Consider the following 17,906-nt stretch of genomic DNA (forward strand, 5'->3'; position numbering starts at 1 on the left):
GTATGAGATGATTGCAAAAAGTTGGCAATACGTAAAAAAGTATTACTTTTTCATGGTAACCATCTCGGTCTTATTCCTGGTATTTGACCGGAATATTCTCCGCTCTGTGGAAAAAAAACACTTCAAAAATTTCTTCCCCGCACTACTTGGCTGGAATCACCCACATTTTTTATCAACACACAAACACCTTGAAATGCTATGAAAAAAAATCGTTTTGTTCATCGTTTTTTGCGACGCTACCATACCAATGTGATCCCTTCAGGCGCTTCTGTAATCGAGATTGGCTGTAGCGAAGGCAGCCTGCTTCATGCGCTTAAACCAAAAACAGGCCTGGGCATTGATCTGTCAAATGAAAAAATTGAAAAGGCCCGTTGTCAGTACCCGCATTTGTCTTTTCATTGTGGCAATGCCGAAAACAGCCTATTGGAAGGTGTATTCGATTATGTGGTCATCTCCCAACTGTCACGCTTGTCGGGAGTACAACTGACTGTATTGGGAATTATGGGCGAATATCTGGGGAAAATGTACATGGCACACAAACAGCGGCCAAACTATATTATAGCTACTGCTTCCCCGGGATTAGAAAGAAAAACCAAAACAAATGTATCACTAAAAAAAGAAAGGATGCCTATGTAATCTTTAAAAAAGCACCCGAAAACACCTTGCCCCGGTCAGCAGGAAGCTGACGCGAGACAAGGGCGTGCACCTCGAAAGGGCACGATAAAACAAAATTAATTCGAACAAAATTATATATTTAAAATGAAAACTAAATTTAAGAACAAGTTGAGGTATGTTGCAGCTGGTATATTCCTGCTCGGCCTGATTGCCAATGTAAGTCTTTCGCTTACCGATCCTTTTGTACATGTAGGTGCTGAACTGCTGGCACAGGCTACTAGTGGCACCACTGGACAACCTGCTTTGTGTATTGAGACATTTATATTTGAGACTGGGAAAAGAGAAATACGAGGAGATAAGATAATGCGTGATCAACCAGGTAGTGATATACATGAAGGGTACGTACAGACTTGTGAAGGCTCCGGAACGGGATGTCAGCCACAGGACGTAAAAGCTATACAAGGTTGTTACACTGAACCCAGTTTTTAAAGAGCTGTTTTTTTGATTAAAAGAGACTGTCTTAAAACGCTGTATGAAAATTGAAATGATTGATTCAGACGCTCTGTCTTATACTATTGGTCACTGATTAAGTTAAAACTATGCACTTTTACATATCATTTATAAGGCAGTCTCTTTTTCCTGATCTACAAATGAAGATAAACGATAACATACCAAAAATGAAGATAAACGATAACATACCAATTCTAATAGGCATAATTAGCTTATTGCTTCTTAGTTGTACACCGGACCGTTCTCAAAACGAACATGAAGGATCATGCCAAATAGTGAATATAAAAAACGCAATGTCAGTAGATAAAAAAATAAACCTAAGTACTATCGCTGATTCTATAGCATATGTTGTTTTGGAAGTCAATGACAGGAGCATATTCGGAAAAGTTTCAGCAATAGAGGTTGGCAACAAGTATGTATTAATCAGTGATCGGTCGCAAGAAAAACTTCTTCTATTCAATTTAAAAGGAAAATTTCTGAGAACAATCGGAAAGCGAGGTAAAGGCCCGGAGGAATATATCAGTCTGTCTAAAATTAGCTTAAATGAACACGAAGAATCAGTTTACATATATGATGGTAATCTTAATTGCATTTTTATTTTTAGCCTTACCGGGGAGTTTTTGAAAAAAATAAATCTGTCTTTTTGGAGCTATGGAATAAAGGAAATTTCCAATGATCTCATAGCTTGCTATATTCCTCCCGCCTATTACAATTATGAAAAAAAGGTCACCAAAGATTTTTCTATACAAGTCATTGATCATACCGGTACTATTAAACAACAACTTTTGCCTCATAAACCATTTAGGGTAGCGAATGATATGCCTATATATCCCGCTCAATTTTATAACTATTATGATACGCTGACTTTTAAAGAAGTGGCTAACGATACCATTTACAGAATATCAGGAGATGGACAAAATATTTCAGCAACCTATTTTATTGAAACGAAGCATGCGGATCAAATTGATATGGAAAGCATGGCAAATAAAAAAGCATATCTTCAAAAGATAGAAGAGCAAGTTTCAGTGGGCAAAGTGATAGAGACCAAAGATTATCTTTTTATAAACCTTTCCTATCACCAATATGCGAAGTCTGTATTTTACAATAAGTCAGATGGTTCTAATTGTAATGTCGTATTTAATTATGATATCTACGATGTAGGATTTCATAATGATATCGACGGAGGTATGCCATTTTGGCCAAAGGCTGGCACAAACGATGGTAAACTTATTAATTATTTCTATCCTAGTGCTTTTTTAAAAGTGTATAAAAATGATTACTATGAATCAATTAAAGTAAAGAATACGGAGCTTAAACAAGGATTTATACAGATGATCGAGCAGCACATGCCAACTGGAAACCTGATCATCCAAATAATTACTTTAAAGTAATAATTATTTTTTCATCGGCTATGCCAGACAAGTGAAGTACACAATGAAAACCGAACTCAAAACAAGCCCCGTTATTTATGGCGTTTATGCCATCGTGATAATGGCTTTGGGCCATGCCGTATCAGGATGGACCTCCATTATCGCCAGCGGATTATTTTTATCGGGAGTACAACTGACCATACTGGGGATCATGGGCGAATACCTGGGCAAAATGTACATGGCTCAAAAACAGCGGCCAAACTATATTATAGCTACTGCTTCCCAGGGAATAGAAAGAAAAACCAAAACAAATGTACCACTAAAAAAAGAAAGGATGCCTATGTAGTCTTTAAAAAAGCACCCGAAAACACCTTGCCCCGGCCAGCAGGAAGCCGACACGAGACAAGGGCGTGCACCTCGAAAGGGCATGATAAAACAAAATTAATTCGAACAAAATTACATATTTAAAATGAAAACTAAATTTAAAAACAAGCCGAGGTATGTTGCAGCTGGTATATTTATGTTGGGCTTGGTAGCCAATGTAAGCCTTTCGCTTACCGATCCTTTTGTACATGTAGGTACGGATTTATTAACACAGACAAGCGAAGGTTTTGTTTTCACCAAACTCTTTTCTGAAATGTTTCAATAAAAAAAGAAAATGGAATAAGGAGGGTTAAAAACAGAAAACCATTTATATTATCTGGCAAAGAAATGTTATTTCATCCATCATGGAGTGATCCAATTTTTTCAGTGAATCAAGATAAAGAGTTGTCATATCACACTATTATTTCATTCGATAAGAACCTTCCTAACGAAGAGATAAAAGGAGGTAAGGTTATTGATTTGATTAAACCTCACCTTTTGCTCAATTCTGAAAATAAAAATGTCCTGGGTAATCAACAATTGAGCGCTATTACATATGTTTCAAAAGCGTGGGTGCAACATCCAAATGGGAACATACTCATATGGACTGCATCGATTATCCAATTTTTTCAAAAACAAAAAGGTTATTCAATCCAAATTGGAATTTTCTCCATACCAATAGCCTATATCCTATTGAAAATATTTTTTTGGTATCTCCATGATTAAAGCCATAATGTTCTTCAAGGCTCATTCCATCAACCAAATTCAATTTTAAAAGAACTTTGAGAATATAATCCACTTTAGGGGATGGCACAGTGATGATCACTCTTCCCCCTGGTTTCAATAATTCATATATATTCTTCGATAATGCAACGTGCATATTTTTTGGAATATGCTCCAGAACTGCAAGCATAAGCACGGTATCAAAGGTTAAACCCTTAGGGACTGCTTCAGGAAACTTTCCTGGTATTAATGTATAAAAAGCAGCGCTTTTTTCTTCTCTTAAAATAGGGTCAATACCATAGCCGTGGCGTACTTTTTCTTTACATTTTTCAAACAGGACACCATCTGAACTTCCTATATCCAAAACCACATCATTTTTTTTTATGTATTTTTTGGCTTTTTGGATTCTAACATTTTGCAGGTATCGGTCAAGTGCTTTCATACTCTGTTTATGGTCTTGTATTTTTTTTTCAAAATATTTAATTCGTACCATAGTTTAACGTGAATATTGTTTAAGGAAATTCCATTTTGGAGACGAAAAAAGGTTGTTTTTGAGTATATTAAAGTGTCCAATTTCAATATCTTAACTCAAGAAACAACCCTTATGCTTAAGGATAAAATTACTGAATTTTTCGTGGAAGCCGACGGTTTTTCCCAAGATTTTGAACTTCAAATCAGAAAACATCTCATCGAATCTAAAAAAGGAGGTGGTCGTCTAAGAAAATCTCAACTTTCTGACTCAGAAATTATTAGCATCCTTATCCTTTTCCATTACGGCCAATTCACTAATTTCAAATCATTTTACAACCAGTATGTTTGTGTTCACCTTAACGACCTTTTCCCCGACCTTGTCTCCTATCAGAGATGTGTAGCACTAAAGAAAAAAGTGGCGGCCCCCTTAATGATATTCTTAAAAACCAAGGGATTAGGTAAATGTAGAGGCACAAGTTTTGTGGATTCAACACATTTGAAAGTGTGTCATAACAGAAGAATACATCAGTATAGAACCTTTAAAGAAGCCGCAGAAAGAGGGTTTTGCTCCATAGGGTGGTTTTATGGCTTTAAACTGCATTTGATCATCAACGATAAAGGAGAGATCATCTCCTTCTTTTTAACCAAGTGCAATGTAGATGATATAGATCTTAAAGTGATGAAATCAATGACTGAAAAGATGTTTGGGAAACTATTTGCAGATAAAGGATATGTGTCCAAAAAACTCTCTGATCCACTCTTTGGCAATAGAATACAACTTATTGCCAATTTAGATTAAAATAGAAAAGAAAATGGTTAGAGAGTAAATGATTTTTTTAGTTTAAGCAAAACTATTCCACTTTCTGATTATATTTTAACCCGTGGTATCAATAAATTAATATTTCATGAGGGCAAATATGCTTATATTCGGAGCCTGTAACATACAAGCCCCTGCTTTGTAAATATTCTGGCATCAGTAAAGTTTTTGAACTTTTAAAAAAAAAATCTAAAACCAGGATAACTTCTTTTATTAACTCCCTCTATAATATTATAGAACAGGAAATTTCCGGCGGTCTCTGTTATTGTTAGAGGAAGGCCCTTTATGATTTCAGAGACATATCAATTTTTAGCCTGTTCCGCAACATGAAAAATTGTACACTTTTGAGGACTTGTAATATGATGCAATAATCCTGAATAACAGTAATGTAACTATTTATTATTTGGCTACTGCCATTTTACCTGGTTCGATAGCCAATATAGGTCATGTGCATGTAGTATCGTAATAGTTGCTGCGCTGAATGACCAGTGGAAAGCTCATCTGCCAGCTGAGTTTCCTTGATTTAATGAAAGGCTATGAATTGAAAAAAACTAAAATCAGTATGAGATGATTGCAAAAAGTTGGCAATACGTAAAAAAGTATTACTTTTTCCTGGTAACCATCTCGGTCTTATTCCTGGTATTTGACCGGAATATTCTCCGCTCTGTGGAGAAAAAACACTTCAAAAATTTCTTCCCCGCACTACTTGGCTGGAATCACCCACATTTTTTATCAACACATAAACACCATGAAATGCTATGAAAAAAAATCGTTTTGTTCATCGTTTTTTGCGACGCTACCATACCAATGTGATCCCTTCAGGCGCTTCTGTAATCGAGATTGGCTGTAGCGAAGGCAGCCTGCTTCATGCGCTTAAACCAAAAACAGGCTTGGGCATTGATCTGTCAAATGAAAAAATTGAAAAGGCCCGTTGTCAGTACCCGAATTTGTCTTTTCATTGTGGCAATGCCGAAAACAGCCTATTGGAAGGTGTATTCGATTATGTGGTCATCTCCCACCTGTCACGCTTGTCGGGAACACAACTGACTGTATTGGGAATTATGGGCGAATACCTGGGAAAAATGTACATGGAACACAAACAGAAGGCAAACTATATTATAGCTACTGCTTCCCCGGGATTAGAAAGAAAAACTAAAACAAATGTATCACTAAAAAAAGAAAGGATGCCTATGTAATCTTTAAAAAAGCACCCAAAAACACCTTGCCCCGGTCAGCAGGAAGCCGACACGAGACAAGGGCGTGCACCTCGAAAGGGCACGATAAAACAAAATTAATTCGAACAAAATTACATATTTAAAATGAAAACTAAATTTAAGAACAAACTACGCTACATAGCAGCAGGTATATTTATGTTGGGCTTGGTAGCCAATGTAAGCCTTTCGCTTACCGATCCTTTTGTATTTGTAGGCGCTGATTTGCTAGCACAGGAAAGTTCCTGTACTAAAACCGGAAGATGGGGTGAAGTAGTGGAAGTAATGCGCCCACCTAGCATACATTGCAGTAGCACTGGACAGCTATGCTGTGACGTTTCAGGAAATTGTTGTAACTAAACAATTTGTTAAGCATTTTTTGTGAAACGACTGTTGAAATCATCTATGGCAAAAATTAAGTCATTACGGATTTCAACAAAATGTATTTTTAGAAATCACCTTTCAGGTATTTGTTCCATGATAAATACCTGAAAGGATGCTTTACAATAAATTTATTCTAACAGACCAGATATAACATATGCCAAATGAAAAAATACAAAATGATAATCCCGGCTTTATGGCTGTTTACTTTCACAACATGCCAAAGTAATAAGGATACAAAAGATAGCATGAATGAGGAGAAAGCAGCAAAAGTGATTAAGACAACACATGCAAAAAGCTGGGAAGTAAATGATTTTTTTAGCTTAAACAAAACTGTTCCGCTTTCCGATTCTGTTTTGATCCATAGTATCAATAAACTGATTTTCTATAAAAACAAAATCCTGATACTGGATAAGCCATCAAAATCAATCATAAGATTTTCTGAAACCGGAGATTTTGAGATGATCATTCAAAAAGAGGGTAAGGGCCCGGGAGAATATCTCCATATTGATGATTTTCTCGTGGAATCGGGTACCAATGACTTATTAATCCTGGGAAATTCCGGTGGAGAGAAAATACTCAGATTTGACTGGGAAGGTAATTTTAAGGAACATTACCCACTTCCTTTTTCGGCGTCTGGTTTTGAGCTGCTTGAAAACGGGTATCTCTTTTTTTGCGGTAACAAGCTAAACAAAAATGCCTTGAATGGAGACAAAAGTTTTTTCAATATTCTATTCTGTGATAAAAATTTCAATATAGTTCACAAACAATTACCAATACCTTTATTCTGGGATGGGCTAAGATACATATTTCAGAATAACAGTGTTTTCTGTAAATATGGGGAAGATGTATACTGCCAGATGTCTTTGCCAAATAATACGACCATTTATAAATTACAGAACTCAGCTATAACCCCACATTATTACTTTGACTTTGGCAAAGATTTAAAATCCATATTGACCTCCTATAACGCCGCCGGAGATATAAGGAATAAAGTCCTGGAAGAAGAATTTCCCTGCATGCTCAACAGTTATTTTGAAAATGACCAAATTGTCCATTTCGTGGTTATGCAAGGTAAAGGGGTACACCAGGTCATCTACAAAAAAAGTGAAGAAAAAGTATATTCCAGGTATATCAAATTTGAAGATCTCTCCAATCATTTTTTCCCCATTGAGTATCATGGTAATGGTGAATTTATGGTGCATGTGCTAACGCCATTTTTAATTCCTGAAGGAAAACTTGAATTTGAGCTGCCCCAACAACTCATTGAACAGGTTAAGCCAAACAGCAATCCTGTCTTGCTTTTTTTTGACATCAACTGAACCATGCAAGGGCTATTGTCTCCTGGGTTTTACCTCACTGAAATAATGTATCATTTACAAACCGGCAAATGCCTATGTATGTAATCTTTAAAAAATCACCCAAAAACACCTTGCCCCGGCCAGCAGGAAGCTGACGCGAGACAAGGGCGTGCACCTCGAAAGGGCACGATAAAATAAAATTAATTCGAACAAAATTATATATTTAAAATGAAAACTAAATTTAAAAACAAGCTGAGGTATGTTGCAGCTGGTATATTTATGTTGGGCTTGGTAGCCAATGTAAGCCTTTCGCTTACCAATCCTTTTGTACATGTAGGTACGGATTTATTAGCACAGACAAGCGGCAGCAGTAGTGGTAGTAATGGGGGCAGTAGCAGCGGTGGTACTTCGAATGTTACAAAATGGGTTAATGCTGTGGAATGTGATTGTGACAATGGTAAGAGAAATGTTTCAATAAAAAAAGAAAATGGAATTTATTCCAAGAGTTGAATTTTTAGTTATTGTTATAAGTATTTGTTCATTTTGGTTTTCTTGTGGCCAAAAGGAATTGCAAGTGGATATTGAATCGGTTAAAAATAATATCCCAATCAAAGAAGAATTTATAGACAACAATGTTTCATTATCTCACTTAATTGATTCTGTAAGTTATATTCCTCTAGAGACATCAGAGTATTCTGTGATAGGTGAAATAACCAAAGTGATCTACTGTAACAATAGATTTTACATACAAGACGGTTTATCAGAATCGGTTTTTATTTTTGATATGGATGGAAGGTTCGTAAAGAAACTCCATAACAAAGGAAAAGGTCCGTATGAATATACAGACTTATTGGATATGTTCATTGATAATAATGAAAACCTATATATTCTTGGAGGTTTTAAATTAATTAAGTTCAACCTTGACCTTGAGCCAATTAGTCAAACAACTTTACCATTTGGTCCAGCAAGCGTAGGAATTCTTGATGACATATGGGCATTTACCAATATGGGAAAGGGGCATGAATTGATTGTTACAAATCAGGGTTATAGTACTATATTTAGTCATGTAGAAGAAAATGGAATAAGGAGGGTTAAAAACAGAAAACCATTTATATTATCTGGCAAAGAAATGTTATTTCATCCATCATGGAATGATACAATTTTTTCAGTGAATCAAGATAAAGAATTGTCATATCACACTATTATTTCATTCGATAAGAACCTTCCTTACGAAGAGATAAAAGGAGGTAAGGCTATTGATTTTTCAGAATATATGTGTAATCCTTTTAGGTATTGTGAAACAACTAATTTCATTAATTTCACCTTCGATTATGTGTATCAAGGAGATGATGGGCCGTTCTACACACTATATTCTAAAAAAACTAAAAAAACGCTTATATATACCAATCAAATCAAAAATGATATATACGCAAGTGTATATCCTCCTTTGATAATTAGTGAAGCAAATGACAATTTTTTTGTTGCTTTGATTAAACCTCACCTTTTGCTCGATTCTGAAAATAAAAATGTCCTGAGTAATCAACAATTGAGCGCTATTACATATGTTTCAAATCCAATATTAGCTTTAATAAGATTTAAAGAGTTTTGATATAGGTGCTGATCTGCTGGCACAAACAGGTAGTAATAGTAGTACTACCGGACAATGCATTAGGTGCGATAACATTGATGATGTGGATTGTCAAACAGTCTGGGTGGGGAATGTGCCTCACAAGTTTTATGGCCCAAGTCATCCGTGTGACTGATAGTGTTTGAAATATCATGTTTATGAGGCAAGAATTTCAGAAAACCCCTGCCTGTTTACATACATATTATCTGTTTTCTAAAAATCAATATGAAATATTTATATAATTTAATAATTGTATTTGCCATTGGATCATCTTGTAAAACAACCAATAAAGAGACCAAAGTCATTTTTGATTTAAGTCCTTTAAGCCTGTTTAGCACACAAGTAGAAACAATTTCTAAGGTAATGACTCTTCCCAGCGATAGCTTGGTCGTGTACTGCAAATGATCGTTATAGACTCACTGCTCTTATTAAGGGATAAATACAACGGTTATATCTTCAATTTAATCGACCTGCAGGCAGAAAAAATGCTTAAATCCAGAGCCTGTAACATACAAGCCCCTGCTTTGTAAATATTCTGGCATTAGTAAAGTTTTTGAACTTTTAAAAAAAAAATCTAAAACCAGGATAACTTCTTTTTGTAAACCCCTCTATTATAATAGGACAGGAAATTATCCGCTGGTCTCTGTTACTGTTACAGGAAGACCCTTTATGATTTCAGAGACATATCAATTTTTAGCCTGTTCTGCAACATGAAAAATTGTACACTTTAAAAAAGCACCTGAAAACACCTTGCCCCGGCCAGCAGGAAGCTGACGCGAGACAAAGGCGTGCACCTCGAAAGGGCATGATAAAACAAAATTAATTCGAACAAAATTATATATTTAAAATGAAAACTAAATTTAAAAACAAGCTGAGGTATGTTGCAGCTGGTATATTTATGATGGGCTTGGTAGCCAATGTAAGCCTTTAGCTTACCGATTTACCGATCCTTTTATACATGATAGGCGCTGATTTACTGGCACAAACATCGAGTAGCAGTATTAGTGACTCATGCAACGGCTGTCCCCCCGGTTTTGCATGCGTTGATGGCGTGTGCGTTCAGAAGGAAAAGGCAACCAGAACTGGTTGTAATACTAGCGAATATTGCGGCATTTTCGTAGGCTACAAATCTTGCCCTGGGCACCAGCAATCTTGTAATGTTGATTCAACAGGAGTTACCAATTGTAGTGGTTACGCTTGTAGATGCGATCAATCGCCTTGCTGATAATTATGCCAAGAGACCTTTAACAGGTCCCTTGGTTATTATTTTTAATTCTTAAATTACCGTTTTACTATGAAGAATAGTTCATTCATTCCTATTTTAATTTCATCGGTTTTGATTAGTTGTAATGAGAAAAAGCCGAGGTCAAAAAATGAAAATCTATTCATTAATAAACAGATAATCGTTAAAGAGGAGGCTATTAAAAATGATATCGGCCGGTTTTTGGAAAAACCGGTTTTTATTCCCTTGGAGTCAGGTGGAAATTCATTAATTGGTGAAATAGATCTAATACAAATACTTAATGATACCTTAATACTATTTGACAATAACAATGATTTATTGTTAACTTTTGATTTACAAGGGAATTTCATACGAAAGATAGGAAAAAAGGGCAATGGTCCCGGGGAATATCATAGTGCTTCCCGTTTTTCCATTGATCCCATCAACAATCACCTTCTAATTTTCGACTTACCCAAACATAACTTAATGCGATATACACTAAGTGGAGAATTTATTGATAGTGAATATTTGGAAATATGGCCATATCATTTTTTTGCCTTGGGTGAAGATATAATGTTTTTCACCAATGGAACACCACATTTCTTCAATGAAAGTATATATTTTGATCTAATAACCGTCAGGAAAAACAAGGTGGTTAATAAATATTTTGAATATGATATTGGGACTAATAGATGGTTTAACCCACATTATCCTTTTTATCTACTCGGGGATTCCCTCAATTTTATTAAGACATGGGAAGGGGAAGTATATCAATACAATGGAAATGGAGAATTAATGCCAAAAATAAAATTAGACTTTAACGGTAATAATATACCAATCCACATGACCAAAAGCGAAGCTTTATTTGATGAAAATAAAGATAAGTACAGTTACATATTCCAATATTTTGTTGAAACATCGAATTATATTTATTTCGATTTTATGCGGAATGGAGAATATCTCTATGCCATTTACAGTAAAAAAAATAAAACTGTCATAGTCATGGAACCAGCAAGTAGAATTTTTGAGTCATTTATTTTCCGTCCACGATATGCATATCAAGATACATTTATTAGTGTACTCAACCCAAGCCTTCTGTTGCAAGCCAACAAACGGGGACATGTAATAAATGATAAATTGAAAATGATAGCAGATAGTACGGAATTTGCAAGTAACCCTATTTTGGTTCTTCATAAGTTAAAGGATTTTTAACGTCCATAGAGATTTATCAAAACGGATGTACCGAAAAGAAAATCTTTATAATACTTACTAAATAATAGTACTTCCACTTATCATATCTTATTAATTATAAATATTTAAAAACCAACTTGACTAAAAAGTACTTACTATCATCTTATGAATTTTTGATTATCAAATGATATCACAAGAACAATTTAAAGCTAATAAGCGTCGGAACATCTATTTAACTGGCGATGAATACTTTTTATGGCATATCCAACCAGGAGCTCCTTGGCTTCAAAGTGAGCTCCTTTTCTATGAGATATATTATCCATAAAAATTCAATAATCTTAATAAGGAAGACAATCTTATCATTGTGATGTTTAAGGATCAGGAATCAGACAATTAAAGGTCACTTATATAGAAATGAAGGAAATACCTATTCATACGGAACAAACCGCAGGGAAACTCATACATAACCCGAGGACTAAATTGGCCTTAAATTGGCTCTTACCGGTTATTATAGGACTTTTTTCACTTGCTACATTTTTTATCACAGTAAATGATTTCCATGACTGGGGAGGCGATTTCTCACTGTATATTCATCAGGCAAAGGCTTTACTCGATGGAAAAGTAAAAGAAATATACGAAGTTAATAAATTTGGTGTGGAAAATTCCAGCTATTCTTTTTATTCCCCGGTAATATATCCCTGGGGGTGGCCCATACTACTTAGTCCGCTCATAAAACTGGCCGGATACAATTTTGTATTGATGAAACTATATGTAATGTGCTTTTTTATCGGGGTAGTTGTGCTCGCATATATTTTGTTCGGAAAAAAAACCGGCATGATGCAAGGCCTGGTCATTGCATTATGCATAGGCCTTAACCCTGCATTGATGGATCATACAAAACATATTCTTTCGGAGTTTCCCTATTTGTTTTTTGTGATGCTCTCTTTCCTGACCTATGAATGGGTATTACAATCAAAAAACAAGCATTATGGTAAACTTTTCCTCTTAACATTCATTTTATTTTTTAGCGCCATGATCCGTACCGAAGGTATCCTGCTGGCAGGAGCGGTATTTATTACTTTCGGTATACAATGGGCCATGCAGCGGTTCAGCAAGGCCTGTTTAATCCAAAACAAGTGGGTTTTCATTTTTGGAGTTAGTTACATGACGCTGGAAATTATTTGCAAGATCATATTACCTTCGGGCTCTTCTTCCTATTTCGAACATTTCCAGCTTATCTCCATGGAGCGTATAAAAGCTAACTTCTTTGCCTACCTGAATAGTCTCTCCATCTGCTTTAGTTCTTTTCTTGGCCCTGTATTTATATGGATCACCTTGCCATTTTTTTTCCTGGGTCTGAATGCTCGCAAAAAGGAGGATCTGATCATCATCATTTATTGTCTATTGCATTTATTACTTCTCCTGATTTGGCCTCATCATGAAACCAGATATATGTATATGTTCTTGCCATTTTATTTTTATTTTTTAATGGCTGGGCTTATCTGGTTAAAAACAGATTTCACATTAAAAAAAATCCGGGTCGAACCCGCAATCTTTTCATTCGTGCTTATCATATCTCTGTTATCGATCGACAGTTATCATCAAATTATAACAAAAGCGAATCAACCGGAAATTGCCGAAGGTCCAGAAGCAACTGAAGCAAAAGAGATGTTTCATCACATCATTACACAATCAAAAGAGGATGATATTGTTGTGTTTTTCAAACCCCGGGTTATGAGCTTATATACGGGCAGAAAATCCCTCATTGTGCATGATCAACCGGAAAAAATCAGGAACCTCGCCGACTACCTGGTTTTACATAAACAGTATGGAAATTATCTTCAGATATCTTCTTTATTTTACAACCCTCCTCCGTGGCTTGATCTCACATTTGAAAATAACAGATTTTTCGTGTACCAGGTTAAAAAATTAAAATTCGATCCATGAAACTATCCATTATTATGCCTTGCCTTAATGAAGAATTAACCCTGAAACCGTGTATCGATAAGGCGCTTGTATTTTTGCGACGAAGCGATATACAGGGAGAAATTATTATCGCGGATAACGGCAGCAACGATAACTCCGTCGAGATCGCGCTTGAAAACGGCGCCCGGGTCACACATGTTCCCAAAAAAGGGTATGGGGTGGCTTTGATTAGCGGCATTAGTCATGCTCAAGGAGAGTATATCATCATGGGTGACGCAGATGATAGTTATGATTTTTCAAATCTGGATCCGTTTATACTGAAACTCGACGAAGGGTATGACCTCGTCATGGGAAATCGCTTTAAAGGTGGGATCAAAAAAGGGGCTATGCCATTTCTTCACCGGTATCTGGGCAATCCTGTTTTATCATTTATCGGACGTTTATTTTTCAGGGTTCCCATTGGAGATTTTCATTGTGGATTAAGAGCCTTTACCAAACAAGCATTTGATAAAATAAACCTAAAAGCTACTGGTATGGAATTTGCCTCGGAAATGGTGGTAAAAGCTTCTATGTATCATTTAAAGATAACCGAAGTACCCACTACACTATATCCTGATGGCCGAAACCGTCCTCCCCATCTCAGTACCTGGAGAGATGGGTGGAGGCATCTTCGTTTTCTTTTGCTATATTCTCCGAAATGGCTTCTTTTTATTCCCGGAATGTTATTCCTGCTTTTTGGCCTTATCATAGGAAGTATTCTTTTAATAGCTCCCTTAAAAATAGGTCCGGTTACTTTCGATATCAATACATTGTTATACATCATGACAATGGCGCTCATTGGAAGCCAGTTACTGATTACACATTTTGTAGTTGTTACCTATGTAAATCGTCATCAGGTTTATCCCCTGAATAGCCTGTATGGGGTAATAGCAGATAAATTTAGCCTCGAAAAAGGGATTTTCACAGGGATATTGTTAACGCTTACCGGAACGGTTTATGGGGTGGTTAATTACTACCAATGGTCTGCCGTAGATTTCGGAAATCTGGTACCAACCCATTTCATCAGGCATATGGTACCCTCTATATTTCTGATTTTTATAGGAATACAAATTGTGACAGGGAGTTTTTTCGCTACTTTAATTAAAGAAAAATAGAAACATGTACTCAAATAATCTTAATATTCAAGTTTCTGACGATTACAACTATGATAAATAGACTTGTTTTACGGGTTGCTTCTACAGTGTGCATACTTTTCACAGAACAATGCAATGGAAAGACAGTGAAACCATGAAACAAAATGTGTTGGATATAGTGGAAAAAAAAAGCTCCCTATTTGATCTTTAAAAAAGCGCCCGAAAACACCTTGCCCCGGTCAGCAGGAAGCCGACACGAGACAAGGGCGTGCACCTCGAAAGGGCACGATAAAACAAAATTAATTCGAACAAAATTACATATTTAAAATGAAAACTAAATTTAAGAACAAACTACGCTACATAGCAGCAGGTATATTTATGTTGGGCTTGGTAGCCAATGTAAGCCTTTCGCTTACCGATCCTTTTGTATTTGTAGGCGCTGATCTGCTAAAGTTCCTGTACTAAAACCGGAAGATGGGGTGAAGTAGTGGAAGTAATGCGCCCACCTAGCATACATTGCAGTAGCACTGGATAGCTATGCTGTGACGTTTCAGGAAATTGTTGTAACTAAACAATTTGTTAAGCATTTTTTGTGAAACGACTGTTGAAACTATCTATGGCAAAAATTAAGTCATTACGGATTTCAACAAAATGTATTTTTAGAAATCACCTTTCAGGTATTTGTTCCATGATAAATACCTGAAAGGATGCTTTACAATAAATTGATTCTAACAGACCAGATATAACATATGCCAAATGAAAAAATACAAAATGATAATCCCGGCTTTATGGCTGTTTACTTTCACAACATGCCAAAGTAATAAGAATACAAAAGATAGCATGAATGAGGAGAAAGCAGCAAAAGTGATTAAGACAACGCATGCAAAAAGCTGGGAAGTAAATGATTTTTTTAGCTTAAACAAAACTGTTCCGCTTTCCGATTCTGTTTTGATCCATAGTATCAATAAACTGATTTTCTATAAAAACAAAATCCTGATACTGGATAAGCCATCAAAATCAATCATAAGATTTTCTGAAACCGGAGATTTTGAGATGATCATTCAAAAAGAGGGCAAGGGCCCGGGAGAATATCTCCATATTGATGATTTTCTCGTGGAATCGGGTACCAATGACCTATTGATCCTGGGAAATTCCGTTGGAGAGAAAATACTCCGATTTGACTGGGAAGGTAATTTTAAAGAACATTATCCACTTCCTTTTTCGGCGTCTGGTTTTGAGCTGCTTGAAAACGGGTATCTCTTTTTTTGTGGTAACAGACTAAACAAAAATGCCTTGAATGGAGACAAAAGTTTTTTCAATATTCTATCCTGTGATAAAAATTTTAGTATAGTCCACAAACAATTACCAATACCTTCTTTTTGGAATGGTTTACAATATTTGTTAGAATGGAAAAGCCCATTTTGTAAGTATGGAGAAGATATATACTGCCAAATGTCATTACCTCATGAGACATCAATCTATAAATTGCAAGACTCCATATTAACAAAACACTATTATTTTGATTTTGGTAAAGATTTAGACCAGGTTCTAACTTCATCAAACAATCCTGTGGAAATAAACAATGAAGTGTTGGATCAAAAAATTCCTTCCAGACTCAATAATTATTTTGAAAACGACAAGTTAATATATTTCGTCGTTATGTCAGGGAAAAAAGAGCTTTGTCAAATTTTGTACTATAAAAAAGAGGAAAAAGTACATTCAAGATATTTCAAATTCGGAGACACGCTGATGAGAAAATTCAGACCAATTCAATACCACGGTCAGGGCGAATTTATGGTCCATGTCCTGGACCCATTTCTTATAGCAAAAGGCGGTTTTGAATTTGAATTGCCCGAAGGGTTCGAAGATCAAGTGACCCCAAATAGCAACCCTGTCTTACTCTTTTTTGACATCAAATAACATACACAAAAGTAACCTAAATGCTAGCTATACAACAATTTGGGATAATTGGAGAGCCAATTAAACAAAATATAAGTGGAACAAAAGAAAAATTAAAATACTAAATCAATGAAGAAATTGAAAGAATATTTACCGCTACTAATTGTCTTTTTCATTTCATGTAGTCACAAAAAAGATGAAATAAAAATTATCGAAATGCAACCAACTTTTGTTTTACCGGAATTAAATGATAGCACCTTTTTGTCAGATAATATTGGAGTCATTAGAAAAATAAACGACACTTATGTTATTTCAGATATCGGGACTCATAAAATACATATTCTAAATGAAGATTTAGAACTCGAGCAAACTATTTCAAGTTATGGTAAAGGGCCGAAGGAGTATATCTATCCCACAGATATATGTTTATGGAATTCCAAATTATTCATTGTAAGTTCAGGAACCTCCGCATTGACAGTATATGATTTTGATAAAAAAAATAAGAAATGGAGTCATTTTGATAATATTCCATTCACAAGTAAAGGTATTGGTGATATAAACAGAATGTTTGTCAAAGACAGTGTTATTTATCAATCATCTATTGAAGATGATGTAATTCAAAAATCAGATTTTGACGATAACATACTTAAAAAATTCGGACGTTTTAATATTGATAATGTCAGCAGAAAATTCATGCACATAATCAGGGGAGAGGGTTTTTACTGGCTTGTTGGTGTTTCAGAACCTGTGATTTTTAAATATGATTATAATGATTCCTTAATTAGTAAAACCCAATACTATGATCATTCCGTGTTTAAAAACTCAATGGTGCAACAACGTAAAATTTACCGCGAACACCCTAAAAATACCACATCCATTATATTGAAAGATGTATTTATATTAAGAGATAAACTATTTATTCTTTTTGGGGATAGAAATAAAAACATCATCAAATCAAAAATAATTGTGATAGATAAAAGTGATCTGATCATTACTCATTTGTTAGAGCTTCCAACAAGGCCGCACGTTAGCTTTTGCCCTTCAATAGACAGTAATCATATTATTACTTACAATAGTAACAAAACAACGTTGGAAAAATACAATATAGAGGCTCTATTTGATTGATAGGTTGATAGTTTTTTCTAA

Annotated in this window: 18 protein-coding genes; 17 read left to right on the top strand and 1 reads right to left on the bottom strand. The window is 35.4% G+C overall.

Features of this window, described 5'->3' with window-relative positions; all coding sequences use genetic code 11:
• Nucleotides 1-198 precede the first annotated feature (198 nt).
• From AC04NP_RS05905 to AC04NP_RS05925, 5 genes are all read left to right on the top strand, one after another.
• Nucleotides 199-636, top strand: a complete 438-nt coding sequence (locus AC04NP_RS05905) for a class I SAM-dependent methyltransferase (RefSeq protein WP_482858586.1) — start codon at nt 199-201, stop codon at nt 634-636.
• A gap of 123 nt (nt 637-759) precedes the next feature.
• Nucleotides 760-1,104 (top strand): hypothetical protein, encoded by a 345-nt coding sequence (locus AC04NP_RS05910; protein WP_482858587.1) that lies wholly within the window; start codon nt 760-762, stop codon nt 1,102-1,104.
• Nucleotides 1,105-1,292: 188 nt separating this feature from the next.
• On the top strand, nt 1,293-2,516 hold the full coding sequence (locus AC04NP_RS05915) for a 6-bladed beta-propeller (RefSeq protein ID WP_482858588.1): 1,224 nt from the start codon (nt 1,293-1,295) through the stop codon (nt 2,514-2,516).
• Between the two features lie 43 nt (nt 2,517-2,559).
• Complete coding sequence (locus AC04NP_RS05920) at nt 2,560-2,841, top strand: hypothetical protein (protein ID WP_482858589.1); 282 nt, start codon at nt 2,560-2,562, stop codon at nt 2,839-2,841.
• 123 nt (nt 2,842-2,964) lie between these two features.
• A complete protein-coding gene (locus AC04NP_RS05925) occupies nt 2,965-3,144 on the top strand; it encodes a hypothetical protein (RefSeq protein ID WP_482858590.1) in 180 nt (59 codons plus the stop codon).
• 330 nt (nt 3,145-3,474) lie between these two features.
• Here the strand turns inward: AC04NP_RS05925 and AC04NP_RS05930 are convergent, their stop codons facing one another.
• The gene (locus AC04NP_RS05930) at nt 3,475-4,023 is read right to left on the bottom strand and encodes a class I SAM-dependent methyltransferase (protein ID WP_482858591.1); all 549 of its coding nucleotides are present in this window, start codon (nt 4,021-4,023) and stop codon (nt 3,475-3,477) included.
• Nucleotides 4,024-4,185: 162 nt separating this feature from the next.
• Between AC04NP_RS05930 and AC04NP_RS05935 the strand changes: the two genes are divergently transcribed.
• The 12 genes from AC04NP_RS05935 to AC04NP_RS05990 all read left to right on the top strand — a co-directional run bounded on the left by AC04NP_RS05935 (nt 4,186) and on the right by AC04NP_RS05990 (nt 17,885).
• Nucleotides 4,186-4,851, top strand: a complete 666-nt coding sequence (locus AC04NP_RS05935) for an IS982 family transposase (protein ID WP_482858592.1) — start codon at nt 4,186-4,188, stop codon at nt 4,849-4,851.
• Between the two features lie 776 nt (nt 4,852-5,627).
• Nucleotides 5,628-6,065 carry a class I SAM-dependent methyltransferase gene (locus AC04NP_RS05940; RefSeq protein ID WP_482858593.1) on the top strand — a complete coding sequence of 146 codons (438 nt, stop codon included), beginning with the start codon at nt 5,628-5,630 and terminating at the stop codon, nt 6,063-6,065.
• Nucleotides 6,066-6,188: 123 nt separating this feature from the next.
• Complete coding sequence (locus AC04NP_RS05945; protein WP_482858594.1) at nt 6,189-6,440, top strand: hypothetical protein; 252 nt, start codon at nt 6,189-6,191, stop codon at nt 6,438-6,440.
• 185 nt (nt 6,441-6,625) lie between these two features.
• On the top strand, nt 6,626-7,783 hold the full coding sequence (locus AC04NP_RS05950) for a 6-bladed beta-propeller (RefSeq protein ID WP_482858595.1): 1,158 nt from the start codon (nt 6,626-6,628) through the stop codon (nt 7,781-7,783).
• Nucleotides 7,784-7,990: 207 nt separating this feature from the next.
• Nucleotides 7,991-8,272 (top strand): hypothetical protein, encoded by a 282-nt coding sequence (locus AC04NP_RS05955; protein ID WP_482858596.1) that lies wholly within the window; start codon nt 7,991-7,993, stop codon nt 8,270-8,272.
• Nucleotides 8,250-9,371 (top strand): 6-bladed beta-propeller, encoded by a 1,122-nt coding sequence (locus tag AC04NP_RS05960; protein WP_482858597.1) that lies wholly within the window; start codon nt 8,250-8,252, stop codon nt 9,369-9,371. Before AC04NP_RS05955 ends, AC04NP_RS05960 begins: the two co-directional genes overlap by 23 nt.
• A gap of 1,312 nt (nt 9,372-10,683) precedes the next feature.
• Nucleotides 10,684-11,823 carry a 6-bladed beta-propeller gene (locus AC04NP_RS05965; protein ID WP_482858598.1) on the top strand — a complete coding sequence of 380 codons (1,140 nt, stop codon included), beginning with the start codon at nt 10,684-10,686 and terminating at the stop codon, nt 11,821-11,823.
• 393 nt (nt 11,824-12,216) lie between these two features.
• On the top strand, nt 12,217-13,749 hold the full coding sequence (locus tag AC04NP_RS05970) for a hypothetical protein (RefSeq protein WP_482858599.1): 1,533 nt from the start codon (nt 12,217-12,219) through the stop codon (nt 13,747-13,749).
• Complete coding sequence (locus tag AC04NP_RS05975; protein ID WP_482858600.1) at nt 13,746-14,882, top strand: glycosyltransferase family 2 protein; 1,137 nt, start codon at nt 13,746-13,748, stop codon at nt 14,880-14,882. Before AC04NP_RS05970 ends, AC04NP_RS05975 begins: the two co-directional genes overlap by 4 nt.
• A 306-nt stretch (nt 14,883-15,188) precedes the next feature.
• Complete coding sequence (locus AC04NP_RS05980; protein ID WP_482858601.1) at nt 15,189-15,326, top strand: hypothetical protein; 138 nt, start codon at nt 15,189-15,191, stop codon at nt 15,324-15,326.
• Nucleotides 15,327-15,617: 291 nt separating this feature from the next.
• Nucleotides 15,618-16,781 (top strand): 6-bladed beta-propeller, encoded by a 1,164-nt coding sequence (locus tag AC04NP_RS05985; protein ID WP_482858602.1) that lies wholly within the window; start codon nt 15,618-15,620, stop codon nt 16,779-16,781.
• A gap of 108 nt (nt 16,782-16,889) precedes the next feature.
• A complete protein-coding gene (locus AC04NP_RS05990; protein WP_482858603.1) occupies nt 16,890-17,885 on the top strand; it encodes a 6-bladed beta-propeller in 996 nt (331 codons plus the stop codon).
• Nucleotides 17,886-17,906: the final 21 nt, after the last annotated feature.

The sequence above is a fragment of the Agaribacillus sp. DX54 genome, assembly GCF_056858335.1.